14 protein-coding genes are annotated in these 17,441 nt (G+C 71.6%); 13 read left to right on the forward strand and 1 reads right to left on the reverse strand.

The annotated features are described in order from the left end of the window. Positions 1–62: 62 nt before the first annotated feature. Positions 63–1,466, reverse strand: coding sequence for an NsdA family TPR-like regulatory protein (locus K7B10_RS07585; RefSeq protein WP_229335182.1), 1,404 nt, complete (start codon positions 1,464–1,466; stop codon positions 63–65). A gap of 211 nt (positions 1,467–1,677) precedes the next feature. On the opposite strand from K7B10_RS07585, the gene K7B10_RS07590 reads away from it, so the two are divergent. The 13 genes from K7B10_RS07590 to K7B10_RS07650 all read left to right on the forward strand — a co-directional run bounded on the left by K7B10_RS07590 (position 1,678) and on the right by K7B10_RS07650 (position 17,437). After that, positions 1,678–3,123 (forward strand): SAM-dependent methyltransferase, encoded by a 1,446-nt coding sequence (locus tag K7B10_RS07590; protein WP_229335183.1) that lies wholly within the window; start codon positions 1,678–1,680, stop codon positions 3,121–3,123. Beyond that, positions 3,120–3,707 carry a hypothetical protein gene (locus K7B10_RS07595; protein WP_229335184.1) on the forward strand — a complete coding sequence of 196 codons (588 nt, stop codon included), beginning with the start codon at positions 3,120–3,122 and terminating at the stop codon, positions 3,705–3,707. The genes K7B10_RS07590 and K7B10_RS07595 overlap by 4 nt, the downstream gene beginning before the upstream one ends. After that, positions 3,704–4,033 carry a hypothetical protein gene (locus tag K7B10_RS07600; protein ID WP_229335185.1) on the forward strand — a complete coding sequence of 110 codons (330 nt, stop codon included), beginning with the start codon at positions 3,704–3,706 and terminating at the stop codon, positions 4,031–4,033. The genes K7B10_RS07595 and K7B10_RS07600 overlap by 4 nt, the downstream gene beginning before the upstream one ends. 176 nt (positions 4,034–4,209) lie before the next feature. Next, a complete protein-coding gene (locus K7B10_RS07605; RefSeq protein ID WP_229335186.1) occupies positions 4,210–4,677 on the forward strand; it encodes a hypothetical protein in 468 nt (155 codons plus the stop codon). Beyond that, the gene (locus K7B10_RS07610) at positions 4,674–5,162 is read left to right on the forward strand and encodes a GntR family transcriptional regulator (protein ID WP_229335187.1); all 489 of its coding nucleotides are present in this window, start codon (positions 4,674–4,676) and stop codon (positions 5,160–5,162) included. The genes K7B10_RS07605 and K7B10_RS07610 overlap by 4 nt, the downstream gene beginning before the upstream one ends. Before the next feature lie 466 nt (positions 5,163–5,628). Beyond that, a complete protein-coding gene (locus K7B10_RS07615; protein ID WP_229335188.1) occupies positions 5,629–5,802 on the forward strand; it encodes an FxLD family lanthipeptide in 174 nt (57 codons plus the stop codon). A gap of 81 nt (positions 5,803–5,883) precedes the next feature. Further along, positions 5,884–8,952, forward strand: coding sequence for a lantibiotic dehydratase (locus K7B10_RS07620; RefSeq protein WP_229335189.1), 3,069 nt, complete (start codon positions 5,884–5,886; stop codon positions 8,950–8,952). After that, complete coding sequence (locus tag K7B10_RS07625; RefSeq protein ID WP_372481541.1) at positions 8,949–10,220, forward strand: lanthionine synthetase C family protein; 1,272 nt, start codon at positions 8,949–8,951, stop codon at positions 10,218–10,220. Before K7B10_RS07620 ends, K7B10_RS07625 begins: the two co-directional genes overlap by 4 nt. Positions 10,221–10,287: 67 nt before the next feature. Further along, entirely contained in the window at positions 10,288–12,357 is a 2,070-nt protein-coding gene (gene fxlM / locus K7B10_RS07630; protein ID WP_229335191.1) for a methyltransferase, FxLD system, read from the forward strand. Between the two features lie 85 nt (positions 12,358–12,442). Then, positions 12,443–13,543 (forward strand): hypothetical protein, encoded by a 1,101-nt coding sequence (locus K7B10_RS07635; protein WP_229344823.1) that lies wholly within the window; start codon positions 12,443–12,445, stop codon positions 13,541–13,543. Between the two features lie 377 nt (positions 13,544–13,920). Beyond that, entirely contained in the window at positions 13,921–15,930 is a 2,010-nt protein-coding gene (locus tag K7B10_RS07640) for an ATP-binding cassette domain-containing protein (RefSeq protein WP_372481383.1), read from the forward strand. Next, positions 15,927–16,097, forward strand: a complete 171-nt coding sequence (locus K7B10_RS07645; RefSeq protein ID WP_229335192.1) for a hypothetical protein — start codon at positions 15,927–15,929, stop codon at positions 16,095–16,097. Before K7B10_RS07640 ends, K7B10_RS07645 begins: the two co-directional genes overlap by 4 nt. Continuing rightward, complete coding sequence (locus tag K7B10_RS07650; RefSeq protein ID WP_308284557.1) at positions 16,094–17,437, forward strand: MFS transporter; 1,344 nt, start codon at positions 16,094–16,096, stop codon at positions 17,435–17,437. Before K7B10_RS07645 ends, K7B10_RS07650 begins: the two co-directional genes overlap by 4 nt. Positions 17,438–17,441 lie beyond the last annotated feature (4 nt).

The following is a 17,441-nucleotide window of genomic DNA, read 5'->3' on the forward strand; positions in this document are numbered from 1 at the left end:
CCTGGGACTACCGGACCGGCTCGGCTATTGGCTCGGCTCGGGCCGGTGGTGTGACGGCGCGGTCAGCGTACCCGGCTGATCACGATGCGGGCGCGGTCGTCCAGGCGGGCCAGCGCGGTGCCGCCGCGGCCGCGGTACGGGGACAGGGCACGGCGCATCTGGACGACGGTGTCCAGGGCGCGTCCGGACTGGACTCCCTGCATGGCGTCGAGGGCCTGGGTCCAGGTCGCGCACGCCACGTCGAGTGCGCCCCGCTGTATCTGGACCGCACCCAGGAGGCCGAGGGTGACGGCGTGCGTGCGGGCGAAGGCCGTGCTCTTGCGAGTACGTACGCTACGCAGGAACTCCCGCTCGGCGCCTTGGAGATCGCCGAGGGCTTGCAAGGTGCGGGCTGTCTCGTGCGCGAGGGACGCTTCAGAGAAGAAGAAGACCCTTGCGGGCTCGTCGTCACCGGCTTGGGCGCTGCGCAGGTCGTCCTCGGCTCGCAGCAGGGCTGGGATGGCCTCCTGCTTATGGCCGGCGGCTGCCAGGGTGCGGGCGTGGACGACGCCGAGGAGGGAGCGTTCGCGGGAGCTGGCGTTGGTGTAGCGGCGCTGGGAGACGGAGGTCTCGGCCAGCTGGAGGGCCTGCGTGGGGTGGCCGAGGTCGAGGGTCTGGTGGGCCTGTGCGCGGAGGATGTGTCCTGCCAGCGGGGCGTCGTCCGCCTCGGCGGACAGTTGCAGGGCGAGGCTGAGCCACTTTTGGGCCAGCACGTGCTCGGAGGCGTCGAACGCTGTCCAGCCTGCCAGGTAGGCCAGTTCGCCGGCAGCCGTGAACATCTCCTGCCGGATGCGCTCGTCAGGGAACGGGCTACCAAGGTAGGCGGCCACGTCCGTGCGGAGGTAGGCCACCAGCGCGGACCGTCCGTCTCCTCCACCACGCCGCTGCTCGCGCTGCGACAGCAGCTGGGTCATCTCCCGTACGGCGGCCACGTCGTCCGGCCCGACCGTCCGGCCAGCCGGAGGTCGCCGGGTACGGGCGGCGGTCAGGGAGTCCTCCCACCACCCGGTGGACGGCAGGCTCATTCCGGCGAGCGAGAAGGCGGCGCGTTTGAGGGCCAGGCGGCGCTCCAGGTCCAAGTCGGTCCCCCCGAGATCCACGAGCTGTGCGATGGTGTCGCCGCCTCGAGGACGCATCGAACCCGCCTGTTCGTCGGGGTCGTTGAGCCCGATGTCGGCAGGCGTGACGATGCGGTTCAGCCCCTTGCCGAGCAGTCCTCGCGACAGCGTCTCGCACAAGATACGGGTCGCCGTCGGCCCCGGATGCGCTCCTCGAATCCACTGGTTGACGTGGGAGCGCGTGATGGACTGCAGCTCCGTGGCTCCGACCTCGGAGGCGACGCGCACCACGTGCGCGGCTGCCGCGACCTGCGACCAGCCGATTTCCTGGAGTACGCCTTCCAGTCGCGTGTTCCGTTCGCGCGGCACGCAGCGCTCCTGTCCACGAAACGATCTTTACCCGCGTTACCCGTCCCCGACCGCGCTTCGGGATACCCACACGGGGTGAAACGCGGTTCGCTGAGCGTAACGGTAGCCCCAAGGGCCACTGACACGGCCGCAGTTCGGCCATCGACCGCACCAGCACATGGCTCCCCGGCGGGGTCTACACGTCCGCGGAATGGAACGAGGTGAGGTGACCATGTCCCATCGGATCACGCGAAGTGACCTGCTTCGAGCTCTGGACTCCCCCGCCGCCGTCTCGGCGCGCATGGCCCTGCCCAGCCGCCTGGAGTCCGTCAGACAGACCCGCCGCTTCGTCTCGGACCAACTGGGCAGGTGGGGATGTGAGTCCCTGACCGACTCCACGGTGAGGATCTGCAGCGAGCTGGCCGCCAACGCTGTCACCCATGCCGAGCCGGACGCGGCGGGACGGGGCGAGATCCTGGTTTCCCTGACGTTCGTTGCCGGTGAGGCGCTGATCGCCCAGGTCGCGGACTCCGATCCGAGCCCGCCCGTCCCGAAGATCACCCGGCCCCAGGGCCTCGCGGAGAGCGGGCGCGGTCTGTCCATCGTCACCAAGCTCTGCGACTACTGGAGTACCTCTCCCAGGTCCGATGGTCACGGCAAGACCGTCAGCGCCTACCTGCGCGATCACCAGCAGGCCCTTGCTCCCGGAGCGGCGTCGGCAGCCGACCGCGCCCTGCCGCCGCCGGCCGGGCAGGACCGTGTGCCGTCCGAGGATGCCGCTGGACTCGTGGCCGCGGCGGAGCCCGGCGGTACCGCGCTGCCGAAGCTGGACTTCTCCAAGCCGGCGGTGGCACGGGTGTGTGACTACGTCACCGGCGGAACGGACAACTACCCGGCAGACCGGGCTCTGGGACGTCAGCTGCTCGCGGTTGCGCCGTGGCTTGACCGGGCAGCTGCCGCTGCCCGTGCCCACGGACAGCACGTCGTCCCGCATCTCGCTTCGCAGGGGATCGTGCAGTTCCTCGACCTCGGCTGCGGGCTGCCCCGTCGCCGCGGCCGCAACGTTCACGATGCGGCGCAGGACATCCAGCGCGAGGCCAGTGTCGTCTACGTGGACCGCGACCCGATGGTGCAGGCCCACGTCCGGACCGTGTTCGAAGAGACGCCCCGGGAGATGGGCCTGCACGCCGACATCACCCTCACCGAGGACATGCTCGCCCAGCCGGCCATCGCACGCCTCCACCGGCGCAGGCCGTTGGCGGTCCTGCTGCACGAGGTCCTGCCGTGGATCGATGACGACAAGGCCAGGCACCTGCTGGACACGCTCCGGTCCTGGGTCCCCAACGGCAGCGTCTTGTCCGTCGTCCACGCGGCAGCCGACAGCCACCCCGAGTCGACCCCCGACCTTGTCGCGCTGTACGAGGAGGCCGGCATCGTCTACCAGCCGCGAACCCTGGAACAGCTGCTCGCTCTTGCCGCCGACTGGGACGTGGACGGCCCGGGCATCGCGGCCGTCCCCCTCGACGGACTCCGCGCCGTCGGCGGCCGCGAGCCGCTGTACGGCTCGTACGCGTTCATCGCCTGCGCGTCCGAGTCGGCGGGCAGGCGGTTCGGCCCGAACGCTCCGGCACGCACGCCGGTAGCCTCCGGCGGCGCGTACCGGGAGGCCACCCGGTGACCGCTCCCTACAGCGTGCGAGCCCTCGCCCGCACCGACTACCCCGAAGCGGGCAGCCTGCTGTCCCGGCGCTGGGCCCGGGAGGCCGAGTGCGGGCGGCCGGTCGACCAGGAACACGATATCGCCCTGATCCGGCCGCTGCGGACCGGTGACCACAGCGACGATCTCCACGGTCTGTTCGAGGACGGGAGCCTCGTCGCGATGTGGGAGCTGGACCCCAGTGGTCCGGGCCCTGGCTGGAGCACGTCCGAGCGCGGCGAGAGCAGCGTCGGCCTGCTGCTGCTCTACGCCGACCCCGTTCACCGGCACGCAGGCCGCCTGGTCTCGCTCTGGCTCGCCGATCAGCTCGCACGCCGCCCGCGCCCGCCGCAATGGCTGCGCTGCAACGTGATCGACGGCCGGCTCGCGGACCACATCGCCCGCGCGTGGGGCTGGGAGAAGGTCCGCTACGACCACGGCCGTCACCTTCTCCAGCTTCCTTGCGACGTGAAACCGGCGCTCAGCATGCTGATCACGGATCCCGTCTCTGAGCGGGCGTCCAGCTGTCCCTCCCTGGCCGCGCCCGCAGGGAGCGAACGCCCGTGACGTACAACGACTTCGGCGACGACTCCTACTGGACCGGGCTCGAGGACAACGAGCCGGAACCCGTGCACGACCGCCTGGCCGCCCGCACCGTGCGCGGTGCGCCGCCCGGAGAGGTCCGGGACGCGTCCCCCCGGGAGATCCGGGTCGGCGACTGGTTGGTCCTCGATGGCACGGCCTACGAGATCACCAACATGTTCTCGCCCGGCTTCGACAGGTCCCTCAAGCGAGTCATCCTTCGCGGCCGCCCCGACCTGGTGGTCAAAACGCGCCAGGAGATCGTGCGCCCGTACGAGGTCTCGTACCGCGCCCGGCGCCGCCCCTGGTAGCCGACGGTCTTCCCCGCACGGCATCGACAACTGACATCCAATTCCCTGTCCGAGGAGATTCCGTGGGTCCGTCACTTCCGATCCCCACGCCGCAGTCCTGCTTACCCTCTCCGCCGCCACCGCCGAGGTGGGGCATTCCAGGCGGTGTCCTTCGGAACCCGTCCGAGGCGGAGCCGGTGACCTGGCGTCTGCTGCGTGCCCTCGCTGTCTCCCGGCTCGAAGACATCACCAGCGAGGACAGCGGCCTCTGGGACACCCTCAATCGTGTCCTTGACGATGCGGTGGACTTGGGTGAGGTCCGCCCGCTGACTGCCAGCCTGGCTGTGGACCTCCGCTCGTTGACGGACCGGGCCTCCCGCCACGTCGAAACCGGGCTCACCGAGGAGACGCGGGCGCGGGCGTGCGGTCTCTTGCGCGAGGTCCGCGACCGGCTGCGCCGTGACGCCCTGGACATCGGCCTTCTGCGCCGACTGGCCTGGATGACGGAGGAGGTCGCGGGCGAGGTCCTGGCCCCGGCTCCGTCCGCCGCTACTTCGGCGCCGGCCGCAGGGCGTGCGTCCGCGTGCTCCCCCGTCGCCTCCGGATGGGCCGGGCAGTGGTCCAGAGGGCCTGCCCCTGCCGCATACTCGGCGGCCTCGGCATGACCGCCGGTGTCTCCGCTGCCACGAAGCCGGAGAGCATGCGGATCCTGGACCGGGCCTGCGTCATCGTGCACCAGCACGTCACCACCATGTACCCGCCCGGTGCCCCTCTTCCGAGCACCAAGCAGTTGGCCCTGGCCTTGGGGCTGCCGCAGAAGCATGTGCACCAGGGGCTGCTGCGTCTGGACAGCCTGGGCGAGATCGCGCTGCATACCGGGAGTGTGCCGGTCCGGCTGCGCACGCGGGAACCGCACCCACGCGACCGCGGCCTGCATGGTGCCGTCCGCGACCGGATCCGCGCCGGCCACTACCGGCCGGGGACGGCACTGCCGACCGGTCTGCTGGGCAAGGAGTTCGGGCTCCTCCCCCACCACGTCCAGCGAGCCTTGCGGTTCCTCACGATGGAGAAGACCCTGCGCTTCGAAGAGGACGGGGCCTACGGCCCGGGCTACTACGTCCCTGCCGGGCCCGTGGAGGCAGTCGCGTGAACGGAACGCTGCTACCTGCCGCGCAGCACCAAGGCGGGCACGGCCGCCGCGATGCGGCGCCCGCCCTAACCGATGCCTGCGCCGGCGTCCCGGTGAGAACCCCACCGACCACGGTGGGGGTACTGCGGTGAGGGCCGTACAGCGCCGCAGGCTCGTGCTGCTGCAGCAGCTGGCCGCCATCCCGGTGGCAAAGCCGATCGCAGGCCGGCTGGGCGAGGCGTATCTCCGGTGCACCATCCGGCAGACGCTCTCTCGGGCCCAGCTCTGTGAAGACCGCACCGGTGTCGGGCTCTCCCCGCGCCGCTCGGCACCCCCCAGAGACACGGGCTGATCTCTACCGCCGCCCTCGCTGCCCACGACTTCCCCCTCCGGCGCTTCCGAAGGGGGAGGCCAGGAAGCGCGCCGTCTGGCACGCGCCCCTGGCCGGTACCACACCGAACAAACCGAATCAGACGAAGGAGTTGCAATGGCCACCAATCCCAACCCGGGCATGACCCAGGCCCAGCCCAAGGCCACGGCCAAGGACGCGTTCCACCTGGACGTGGAGCTGGTCGAGGTCGGCGACGCAGGCGCCCTGAAGACGCTGACCGACGACGGCTGCGGATCGACCTGCGGCGCCTGCACCACCGGCGTCCACTGACCCACTCGCTCCACCCTGACCGGTGCCGTCCCGCCCAGCGCGGCGGGGCGGCACCGGGCCCGTCCGTTCCTTTTACCCTTCATGGAGGTTCAGGTGGCAAGCCCCGCGTTTCGGTCCAGCCACACGGCGCTCGTGCGCGCGGTGACGTCCCCCACGCCTCCGCTGCTGCCTTGGCCTGACCTGGCCGACCGGTCAACCGGGGATTTCACCGGGCAGGTTCCCTGGCTGCGTGCGATCCGCGACACGGATACCGGCAAGGCGTTGCGGCACGCCAGCCCGGCACTGGGTGGTGAGGTCGACGGCCTCCTGGCCGCCGAACGTCCCCGGCCTCGCGATGTGCGGCGGGCTGCACTCTCGGTGGCCCGGTACATAGTGCGAGCACACGGCCGCCCCACCCCCTTCGGATACTTCGCCGGCGTCACCACCGCCGGATTCGGCACCTCGTCCCGTGCCGACTGGGGACGCGAACACCTGCCGGTGGCCCGAGCGTCCGCGGAATGGATGGCGGAGGTCATCGCCCGCCTGGAGGCCGACGCCGAGCTGCTGGAGCGGATTCCGGTAGTCGCCAACACCACCCTCATCGAACGCGGCGATCGTCTCGTCGTCCCGTACCGGACGGATACTGAAGCCGCCCGCCGGCGCGCGGTCGAGGCCTCGGTCCGGATGACCGGCGCCGTGGCTGCCGTCCTCACCGCCGCGCGGGCGCCGATCCCAGTCGCAGATGTCGTCGCGAAGGTCCTGGCCGAGTTCCCCTCAGCAGGGAAGCCCACCGTGCACGGGTTCGTGCGGGAGCTGATGGGGGTCGGCGTCCTAGTCAGCGCCTTGCACGCGCCGAGCACGGAGACCGATGCCCTCGGCTACCTGCTGACCCAGCTCGACACTATCGGCGCTGACGAGGTCGTCGGGGTATCGGAGACCCTCGCCGCTCTGGGGGCCATCCACGATTACCTCCACCACTCCGACAGGCACGAGGCCGCCCGTGCCCAGATGCGCGCCTTCACCCCCCGTCTACGGCGGGACTCGGTCGCCGTTGACATGCGCCTGGCCGGGTCCGTCGTGCTGCCGGAGGAGGTCGCCCGGGAGGCCGAGCGCGCCGCACTTCTGCTCGCCCGCGTCAGCCCGGCGCCGTTCGGGACGACAGCCTGGAAGGCGTTCCACATGCGGTTCTACGAGCGGTTCGGGATCGGCTCCATGGTTCCGGTGCTCGACGTAGTCGCCGACAGCGGCATCGGCTACCCCGACGGATACCCGGGCGCCGGCCCCGCGGACCTCAAACCGCGGTTGACGGACCGCGACCAGGTCCTGCTGCGGCTGGGGCAGCAAGCTGCCCTCGACGGCCGCCGCGAGGTCGTCCTCGACGAGGCCACGATCGAAGCCCTGACCGTGGGCAGCGAACCGGTACGGCTCCCGCCCCACCTTGAGCTCGGGTTCAGACTCCGCGCACCCGACACCAGGGCGCTGGAACGGGGAAACTTCCGCCTGGAAGTGGTCAGCGTGTCCCGGGGCGCCGGGGTCGGCACGGGCCGGTTCCTCCCGGTGCTCGACTCCGGGCAGCGGCAGGCTTTGATCGAGGGCCTTAGTGACCTTCCGGCTTCCGACCAGGACACGATCGTCGCGCAGTTGTCGTTCCCTCCGCTGCTGCCGGAGAGCGCGCACGTCACCCGGACACCGCGCGTGCTGCCGACCGTGATCAGCCTGGCCGAGCACCGGCCTCCTGGTGAGGACGTGCTGACCGTCGACGACCTGGCCGTAGGTTGCGACGGGCGGCGGATGTACCTCGCTGCCCCCGGTCGCGGGCAGCGTGTGGAGGCGGTGGGGATGCATGCCCTGAACCTGGACACGCACACCCCGCCCCTGGCCAGGTTCCTCACCGAGCTGGGCCGCGCCCAGTGCGCCCAGGTCACCACGTTCGACTGGGGAGCCGCCTCCCACCTGCCCTACCTTCCGCGCCTGCGCACCGGCCGCATCATCCTGGCGCCGGCCCGCTGGCGGCTGAACGCCGGAGAGCTGCCTGCGGCCGACCGGTCGTGGGAGGAATGGGACGCAGCGTTCGGCACCTGGCGCGACGGTCGCAAGCTTCCCCTGACGGTGCACGTCGGGGAGGGCGACCGGCTCCTGCCCCTCGACCTCACTGTCCCCGCGCACAGGGCGCTGCTGCGCGAGGAACTGGACCGGGCCGGTGCGATCACGGTCGCCGAGGCGCCGGCTGTGGCCGAGCTGGGGTGGTGCGGCGGCCGGGCCCACGAGATCGTCGTGCCCCTCAAGGCCAACCGTCCACCGGCCTGGCCACGCCTGCCCCAGCCCACGTCCGCTCGCACGGTTCGGAGAGACCTGGTCCACACCCCCGCCGTCTCACCTGTCCTTCTGGCCAGCGTGTACGGGGACATCCGCCGCCAGGACGTCCTGCTCGAGGAGCACTTGCCGGACCTCCTGAAGCGGCTCGGCGGGCCGCCCTGGTGGTTCGTACGGTTCCGCGACCCCGACCAGCACCTACGGCTCCGGTTCGCCCTGCCCACCCCGGAAGCCTTCGCCGCCACGGCAAGCACGGTGAGCGCATGGGCCGACGAACTCCGGCGCGCCGGGCTGGTGTCGGATCTGCTCTACGCCACCTCCTATCCGGAGATGGGCAGGTGGGGCGAGGGGCCGGCGTGGGCTGCAGCCGAGGAGGTCTTCCGCGCCGACTCCCGAGCCGTCCTCACGCAGCTCACCTGCGCGGGCCGGCCGTCCCGGCGGGCGCTGATCGCCGCGCACAGCGTGGCCATCGCCGCCGCCTACCTCGGCAGTACGGCGAAGGCGATGGCGTGGCTGATCGACCACATCCCGCCCGCGCCCCCGGCACGGGTGGCCCGCCCGGAGTTCACCGAGGCCGTGGCGCTCGCCAACCCTGACGACGGCTGGGCAGCCCTGCGGTCTGTCGCCGACGGCGAGACGATCCTGAACGCCTGGAGCGACCGCAGCCAGGCCCTGGCCACGTACCGGAACCACTTTCCCGGCCCGGATACCCAGGGCATCGACGTCGACGACGTACTGACCTCCCTGCTCCACGTCCACTTCGTCCGCGCCGTCGCCGTCGACTTCGCCGAGGAAGCCGTCTGCCTCTACCTCACGCGGGCCGCCGCCCTCGCCTGGACCGCCAGGAGGTCCCGCTGATGCCCCACCCTGCACTCGGCTTCGCCCGGGAGATCGCCGACCGGCTCGCCGACCCGGCGGCCGTACTCGGCGCGCAGATCGTCTCCGACTGGCGTCGGCAGTCCCTCGGCCATGGCGCTCCCGGCGTCACTTTGCTGCACATCGAGCTCGCCGCCGCCGGCCTCGCGCCGTGGGACCGAGCGCACTCCTGGCTCTCCGCCGTGGCCAGACAGCCGCTGACCAGCGGGGCCGACAGCCACGCCTTCTACGGAGCGCCGGCCTTCGCCCACACCCTCGCGTGCGCGGCCGAACGCCTTCCCGGGGCCTACGGCTCCGCACTCGATGCCCTGGACCTGCAAGTGGCCAGCGACGCACGCCGCCGCCTGGCCGCAGCCGAGCAGCGCATCGAAGCCGGAGAACTCCCGGCGCTCGCGGAGTTCGACGCTATCCGCGGTCTCACCGGATACGGCGCCTACCTCCTTCGCCGACGCCCCGACAGCGACACCGTCCGCGACATCCTCGACTACCTGGTCCAGCTCACCCAGCCCCTCAGCCACCGGGGCGAGACCGTGCCCGGATGGTGGACGGCGTCCGGACCTTCGGGCCGCCTCGAGGACCGCTACCCGGACGGGCACGCCAACACCGGGCTCGCCCACGGCATCGGAGGCGTCCTTGCCCTCCTTGCACTCGCGGCACTCCGCGGAACGCTGGTCCCAGGTCACAGGGAGGCCATGGCCAGCATCCTTCAGTGGCTGGACCGCTGGGAAGTCGACAGCGGCCGGGGACCGGCCTGGCCGTACTGGGTAACCATCCCCGACCTACGCACCAGCCACTTGCCCATGGGGCCACAGCGACCGTCCTGGTGCTACGGCACCGCCGGCCTCGCCCGCGCGCAGCAGCTCGCCGCCATCGCCATCGGGGACCGGAGACGACAGCTCGCCGCCGAGCACAGCCTTCTGGCAGCGCTGACCGACCCCCAGCAGCTCCGCGAGACCACCGACAGCGGTCTGTGCCACGGCTTCGCCGGCCTGGCCCACATCGCCGCCCGCGCAGCCTCGGACGCCCTCCCCCCTACCGCCGGTCAACTCCGGGCAGTGCTCCCCGCGCTGCTGTCCGCTGTGCACCCCCCTGGCAGCGACCCGACCGCCGCCGCAGCCGGGCTCATCCAGACGCAGGAGCCCGACCCCGGGCTCCTCGACGGTGCCGCGGGAATCGCCCTGGCCCTCCTGGCACCAGCCACCGGAACGCCGACGCAAACCTCCTGGGACACCTGCCTGCTCATCGCCTGAACGGCCCGCGCGCGAACCCACACACACGACAGACCCCCGTCGTCCACCTACTTGAAGGACCTCATCGATGCAGGGCACATGGCACCAGATCAACGTCACCTTCCGGGACCGCGCCGCGGCGCAGCAGGTGATTCCCCAGAAGCTCTGCCCCGCCCTGCTCAAAGCCGAGGACCGGGGGGAAATTTCCGCCTGGTGGTTCCTGAACAAGCAGCCGTGGAAGCTGCGCGTGCGCACCACCGGCGACGAGACCCCCTCCCTGTGGGCCGCCCTCAGCGGGCTCGTCCAAGACGACGAGGTCCGGCAGTGGATTCCCGCCATCTACGAGCCGGAGACCCTGGCCTTCGGCGGGACCGAGGCCATGGAGGCAGCCCACGAGCTATTCCACGCCGACAGCCGGCACCTGCTGACCTACCCCGTCCAGGCCGGGCACCTCGGTCGTCGCGAGACCGCCGTCCTCCTCGTCAGCGCGATGATGCGCGCTGCCGGTCTCGACTGGTACGAGCAGGGAGACGTCTGGGACAAGGTCGCCGCCGAACGCCCGACCCCGCCGATCCTCGCCTCCGAGCTGGACGCGGCCATGCACTGCCTGCTGACCGTCGACGCCCGCAGCCTGTGCCGGGAGGACGGCCCGCTCCACGGCCACGCCGACTGGGTCCGCGCCTTCGCACGGGCCGGGACCGCGCTCGCAGTCCTCAACCACGAAGGCCGCCTGCGCCGGGGACTGAGAGCCGTCCTCGCCCACCACATCATCTTCCACTTCAACCGGGCCGGCCTCCCCCTGGAGGACCAAAGCGCCCTGTCCAACCTCGCCCGAAAGGCCATCATGGGAACGAGTGACACCCCCGCAACCACCCCCGACGGCACCCCGGCCGCCGATAGCGTCGGATCGGTGAACACCAACACGCTCACCACCCCCGACCCGACCGCGGAACAGCTCCGCAACACTCTCGTCGACCAGATCCGCCAGGAGGGCCACGCCACCAACCCGGCCGCCGAGGTCGCACTGCGCACCGTGCCCCGGCACCTGTTCGTGCCCGACGCCTCGCTTCAGGAGGCCTATGCCAACCAGCCGGTTCACGTGAAGTACGACACCGACGGCACGTCCATCTCCTGCGCCTCCCAGCCCGCCGTGGTCGCCCTCATGCTCGACCAGCTCGACGCCCAGCCCGGCGAGCGCATCCTCGAACTCGGCGCCGGCACCGGGTACAACGCCGCCCTCATCGCCCACCTCGTCGGCGACACCGGTCACGTCACCACCATCGACGTCGACGACGACCTCGTCGACGGCGCCCGCGCGCACCTGGCTGCCGCCGGGTACACGAACGTCGAAGCACTGACCCGCGACGGAGCCGTCGGCTACGCCGACGGGGCGCCGTACGACCGGATCATCGCCACTGTCGGCGCCCACGGCATCCCGCACGCCTGGCTCGACCAGCTCGCCCCCGGCGGGCGGCTCGTCGTTCCCCAGCGCATCAAGGGCAGCGTCTCCCGCTCCATCGTCTACGAACGCCGAGACGGCCGGTGGGTGTCGCTCGGCAGCGAGATGAACACCTTCATGCCCCTGCGCCGCGGCATCGCGGACGACGACCGGCGTATCGTCCCCCTCACCGCAGACGGAACCGTACGACTGCAGGCGCCGGCCGGGACGTCCATCGACGCCGAGGCGCTGGCCCGCGTGCTCGAAGAACCGCGGGTCGAGGAGTGGACTGGGATGACGGTCCGCGCCATGGAATCGCCCGAGTGGATGGAGCTCTTCGTCAGCTGCTCCTTCGACTCCGGCCTGATCAGGATGCTGTTCCCGGCCGCTGCGACGGGCACCACCCTCACCGAGGACCCCTACCCCTCCTCCACCGCGGTCATCGACAAGGGCGCCCTGACCTACCTCGCCCGGCGCCTCTCGGACCAGACCACCCCTGAGGGCGGCAAGCTGTGGGAGTTCGGCGTCATCGGCCACGGCCCCGGCAGCGACGAGCTCGCTGCGCAGGTCGCTGAGGCGATCCGTACCTGGGACCGCACCTACCGCAGCCGCGAGGCCGGCTTCGAGCTCCAATCCCTCCAGGCGCCGGTTCCCGAGGAACGTCCCGGCCAGTTCACCGTCGACACGCCCCTGAACCGGATCGTCATCGACTTCAACTGACCGTACTCCCCTGACCGTGTGGTGCCCGCCGCCCACATCTCCGGCGGTGGGCACCACACGTCGGGCTGCCCCCTCGGAGAACTTCATGGACCCGCACGGCCAGTTAGCCCGACGCTTCCCCCTCGTCTCACGGTTCCGGCCCGCATGCCTTCCCCTCCCCGACCGCATCCAGGCTCTCGCAACGCTCTCCGAGACCGCTGCCGCCCGCACGGACCAGGGGCTCGCCTCGGCCGTCTACAACCAGGCCGCCCTGATCGCCAGCGACGTCGGGCTGCCTGACCTCGCGCGCCAGCTGTGCCACCAGCACGCCGACGCCTACCTGCACGCAACCCCACTCCCCGCCACGGCCGCGATCCGCGCCCTCGAGCCCATCGTCAACCTGGCCCGCCTGCAGATCCGGGCCGGACACCCCGACGAAGGACGCAACCGTCTTCTGCGCCTCTTCGGCGCCATCACGAACGGAACCGCCGGCCGATTCGACGACGTACACATCCCCGCCGACCTGGTCCAGTCCGAAGACGGTCGGCAGGAAGTGCGCGCCTGGCTGTGGCGGGTCCTCCTCGCCGACGGCTCTCGGACCCTCACCGGAAGTGGCCGGTGGGCCGAAGCCCTCGCGCACACCCGCAAACATCAAGGCACCGGCAAGCGGATGTTCGACGGCCGACAGATCGCCGTCGTCGCCGCCCTCACCAGCGGCGACACCGAGCACGCCGCCGCCCTCATCGCCGACACAGCCGCCGGCGAACCGTGGGAGCACGCCGTCACCTCCTGCCTCCACGCCCTATGCCTCCGTGCCTGCGCCGACTTGGACCAAAGCCAGGAGAACGAACTCGAGGCCGCCCTCCGCGCCGTCCCCGCCGAGCAGGGCATGACGGTCTTCGACACCCGCGTGCGCCTCACAGTCCTGGACACCATCGCCTCCCCGGCGAGCCCGGCCGCCTACCGCATCACGAACGAGTTGCACCGAAGCATCGTCGGTACACGTGATGGCTTCGCCGCCCGCGAAGTCCTGGACAGCTCGCTGTTCACCCAGCTCGCCGCCCCAAGACAGCTCCAGGACTGCCACGACCTCGTCGCAGCCTGTGCTCTGGGCTCCGGCGCCGTGCCCGCGCACCTGCGCAGCGCCTTGGACACGGCACTGCATCGGAGCGACCGCGTGATCAGAGACAGCCTGTCGGTCCCCTGAGTCGCCCAGGTGTCCGAGCCGGTCCGGCGTACGCACGCGGTCGGCAATCCTCCGCCCGGGTGACACCCCCTGTTCGAGCGAATTTCAACGCCACCGCCCCAGACGCGCCAAGCCCACCCAGCCGGACGGGAACATTCGTTCCCGTTTTGCCTCCGATCCGGCCGTGACGGACCCGGATCGGAGCCGTTCTTAGAGCACCAGTACCAGTCGTGCGCCCATCCGGAGGACCCCGTGAATCTCCTACCGAAGCACCTCGCCGCCCTCCCCTTAATCGAACATGACGCGCCTGCCCCGTGCCTGCCCTCGGCGGGTGGGGGTCGTGTTGACGCTTCATCGTCCTGCTGCCGCGGCTCACGCCCGGATTTCGGGAGGGCTACGTGAGCAAGGACTCGGCAAGCGGATCCGGCGCCGCGGGGGTGTCGGATTCCGAGCGGCTCCTCTTCGGCGGCGAGCTGGCCTACGACATCGGCTGGGACCAGCATGAGGGCGCCTGGCTCCAGCTCGGGCTCTGGACCATGGCGCGGCAGCTCCCGCGTCTTGCGGGGACCGGCCTGCGGCTCGCCCACCTCGCCGACGCACGGGCCCTGCGCGTGGTCCTGGCCTCGGAGGCCGGGCGGGGCATCGCGCAGGCTGTCGGCCTGGTCGCGGTCAACAGCGTGCTCGGCCACGTCCTCGCGGCGGGCAGCACCAACGAGCGCCTGACTCAGGCGCTGCCCGCGCTCGCGGCCGTGGCCGTCACGGCGTTCCTCGGGTCGCTCTTACGCTCGGCGTCGACGGCGGCCACCGGGGCGCTGGAGCCGAAGGTGCAGCGAGTCGCGACCGAGCAGTACCTCGGCCTGGTGTACCGCACGGAGCTGTCGGCGATCGAGGACGACGAGTTCCACCGGCTGCTGGACGCGGCCCGGTACGGCGCCGACTCGGCCCGGCGCATGATCCGCTACTGCACCAACACCCTGAACTCCGCGGTGTCGCTGATCGCAGCGGCCGGCGTGCTCACCGTCCTGCACCCGGTGCTGCTGCCGCTCTTGGTCCTGATGACCCTGCCGAGCGCGTGGAGTTCGCTGATGATCTCCCGCCAGCGGTACATCTCCTTCCACGCCTTCGTCCAGCACGCCCGCGCCGGGCACCTGCTCGGCCAGCTGCTGACCCAGAAGGAAGCGGCCGCCGAGGTCCGCGTCCATGCCGTCGGGCCCTTCCTGCTGGGGCACTTCCGGACCATGGCCGAGACCAGCGAGCGCGAGCAGACCCGGCTGGCCCGCCGCGCCGCACGGATCGGGCTCGCCGCCGACGGCGCCGGCGGCCTCGCCACCCTCCTCACCTACGGCGCCCTGGGGGCCCTGCTGTGGGGCGGAGCGATGGAACTCTCCGTCGCCGGCACGGCGGTACTGGCCATCCGCACAGGCGCCGCCAGCCTCGACAGCCTGGTGCTCCAGGTCACCGAACTCCACCAGGAGTCCCTGTTCGTCGCGGACTTCGAGCGACTGTGCCGGGAGGCGAAGACCCGGGCCATCCCTGCGGGCGGGGACCCGCTGCCCGAGCGACTGCGGGAAGTCCGGTTCGAGAAGGTCACCTTCACTTACCCCGGCAGCGGGCAGGCCCCGCCCGAGCCCACGCTGCGCGAGGTGACCCTGGCGTTCCCGGCGGGGAAGATCATCGCGCTGGTGGGCGAGAACGGCTCCGGCAAGTCCACCCTGGTCAAGCTCCTCGCCGGCCTCTACCTGCCGGACGAGGGCAGCGGCACGATCTGGTGGGACGACGTCGATGCCCGTACCGCCGACCGCGACCAGGTCTTCGGCCGCGTCGCGCTGATGTCGCAGGACTTCTACCACTGGCCCTTCACGTTCCGGGTGAACGTCGGTATCGGGCAGCCCGGTCAGGTCATCGACGACCGGGCGGTCGAGGAGGCCTGCGGCTTCTCCGGTGCCGACGAGGTCCTCAACGGCCTGCCTCGCGGGCTCGGCACGCTGCTGGCTCGCGGCTATCGCGGAGGGCACCAGATCTCGGGCGGTCAGTGGCAGCGCATCGGCATCGCGCGGGCCAAGTACCGGCAGGCCGAGATCCTGATCGTGGACGAGCCCACCAGCGCCCTGGACGCGGTCGCGGAGCAGCGGGTCTTCGACCAGATCAGGGCCCTGGCCGCGACCACCGGGCAGACGATCGTGCTCATCACCCACCGCCTGCACTCCGTGCGCCATGCGGACCTCATCCACGTCTTGAAGGACGGCCGGGTCGCCGAGTCGGGCACCTGGGAGGAACTGATGGACCCGGCTACGGGCACGGGGGACTTCCGCGACGCCTACCTCGTCCAAGCAGCTGCCTTCGATGCCACAATCCCCACGCAGTCCGCCGGCGACCACGACACTCTGCGGCCCCAGGACCACGCATGACCGCCGCCGCGCCCCAGGAACAGGCCAGCGGGGTGAACATCCGCCCGGCGTCGGGACGCAACCTGGCCCAACCGCAGACCAGCTCGCAGACCGAGTGCCGTCCGCCTGTCCCCGTCCCCGATGCCCTGCCCGCAGGCTGGCTGCTGACGGAGGCCGTCCTGTGGTGACGCTGCCCCGCCCCCGGCCCTCCGCCCGCAAGAGGGCACCGGTACTTGGGACAGGATTCCGCTTGTACCTCGGCGGGGAGTCCGCCGGCCTGGTCGGGACGTCGGTGCACCTGGTGGCCCTGCCCACCCTGGCCGTCCTCGAACTGGACGCGACGGCCGGGCAAGCCGCTCTGCTCGCCTCCCTGGCCCACCTGCCCACCTTCCTCCTTGCCCTCCCCGCTGGCGGCATCGTCGACCGGTACGCCAAGCGGGCTCTGCTGGTGGGCACCGACCTTGCCGGTGCTGCTGTCGTCACGGTAGTTCCCGTGGCGGCGCTGGCCGGGGTGTTGTCGATGTCCGTGCTGTACGCGGTCGCGCTGGTCCTGGGTGCGGTGACCGTGCTGCACCAGGCGGCGGCCATCGCGATCGTGCCGCAGTTGGTCGAACCCGCCGTGCTGCACCGGGCCAACGCCCGGGTGGGTGCCGCGTTCGGGGCCGCGGATATGGCCGGGACCTATCTCGGCACCGCGGTCGTCGCGGCCGTGGGCGCGGCCAAGGCCTTCTGGCTGGACGCCCTGTCGTACCTGGTGTCCGCCTGCTGCACAGCCCGGATTCCGGAGCCCGGCCGGCCGGTAGCGGGCGAGGGGCGGCCCAGGGGCAGGTTGGCCGGGGAGATTTGGGAGGGCCTGGCCTATACCGCGCGGACTCCACTGGTCCGGGACCTCGTGTTCGCGCTGACCCTGACCGGTGTGGGCGTCGGTGTGACCGGCGCGCTGTTTGCGTACTACCTGCTGACCGTGCTGGAGGCGGGACCTACCGGGTTGGGGGTCGTGATGGGTGTCTCCGGGGCGGGCGCGCTTGCCGGGGCCCTGGCAGCGCCGCGTGTCGTAGCCCGGTTCGGCCCCGGGCCCACCCTGCTCGCCGGTTTCGCTACCTGCCCAGTGGCGGGCGTGCCGCTGCTGTTGGCCCGGCCGGGGCCCGTCTGGCTTGCCGTCCTCGCCGCGGCGGGCGGCCTTCAGCTCGCCGCCGCGGCAGTGGCGGGTACCACCCAGAGGTCGGTGCGCCAGCAGATCTGCCCGCCCCACCTGCAGGCGCGGGCGCAGCAGACGTCGACCTGGCTGGTCTCCGGGAGCAAGCCGTTCGCGGCCCTGGCCGGCGGCGCCGTGGCCACGGCGTTCGGGGCACGTACCGCTCTGGCCGTCGGGACGCTGGTGTTGGTGCTGCCAGTGATCGTGCTCTTGCGCTCCCCGGTCAGCCGCCTGACCGTGATGCCCGTCCCCGCACCTCCTTCCGGCGACTCCGCCCGCGCCCGAGTTGCCCCTCCGCCCGCTGATGCCCCAGGAGCGCGCCCTCACCCGTGAGCGC

The organism is Streptomyces flavotricini (genome assembly GCF_020639365.1).
Taxonomy (GTDB): domain Bacteria; phylum Actinomycetota; class Actinomycetes; order Streptomycetales; family Streptomycetaceae; genus Streptomyces; species Streptomyces flavotricini.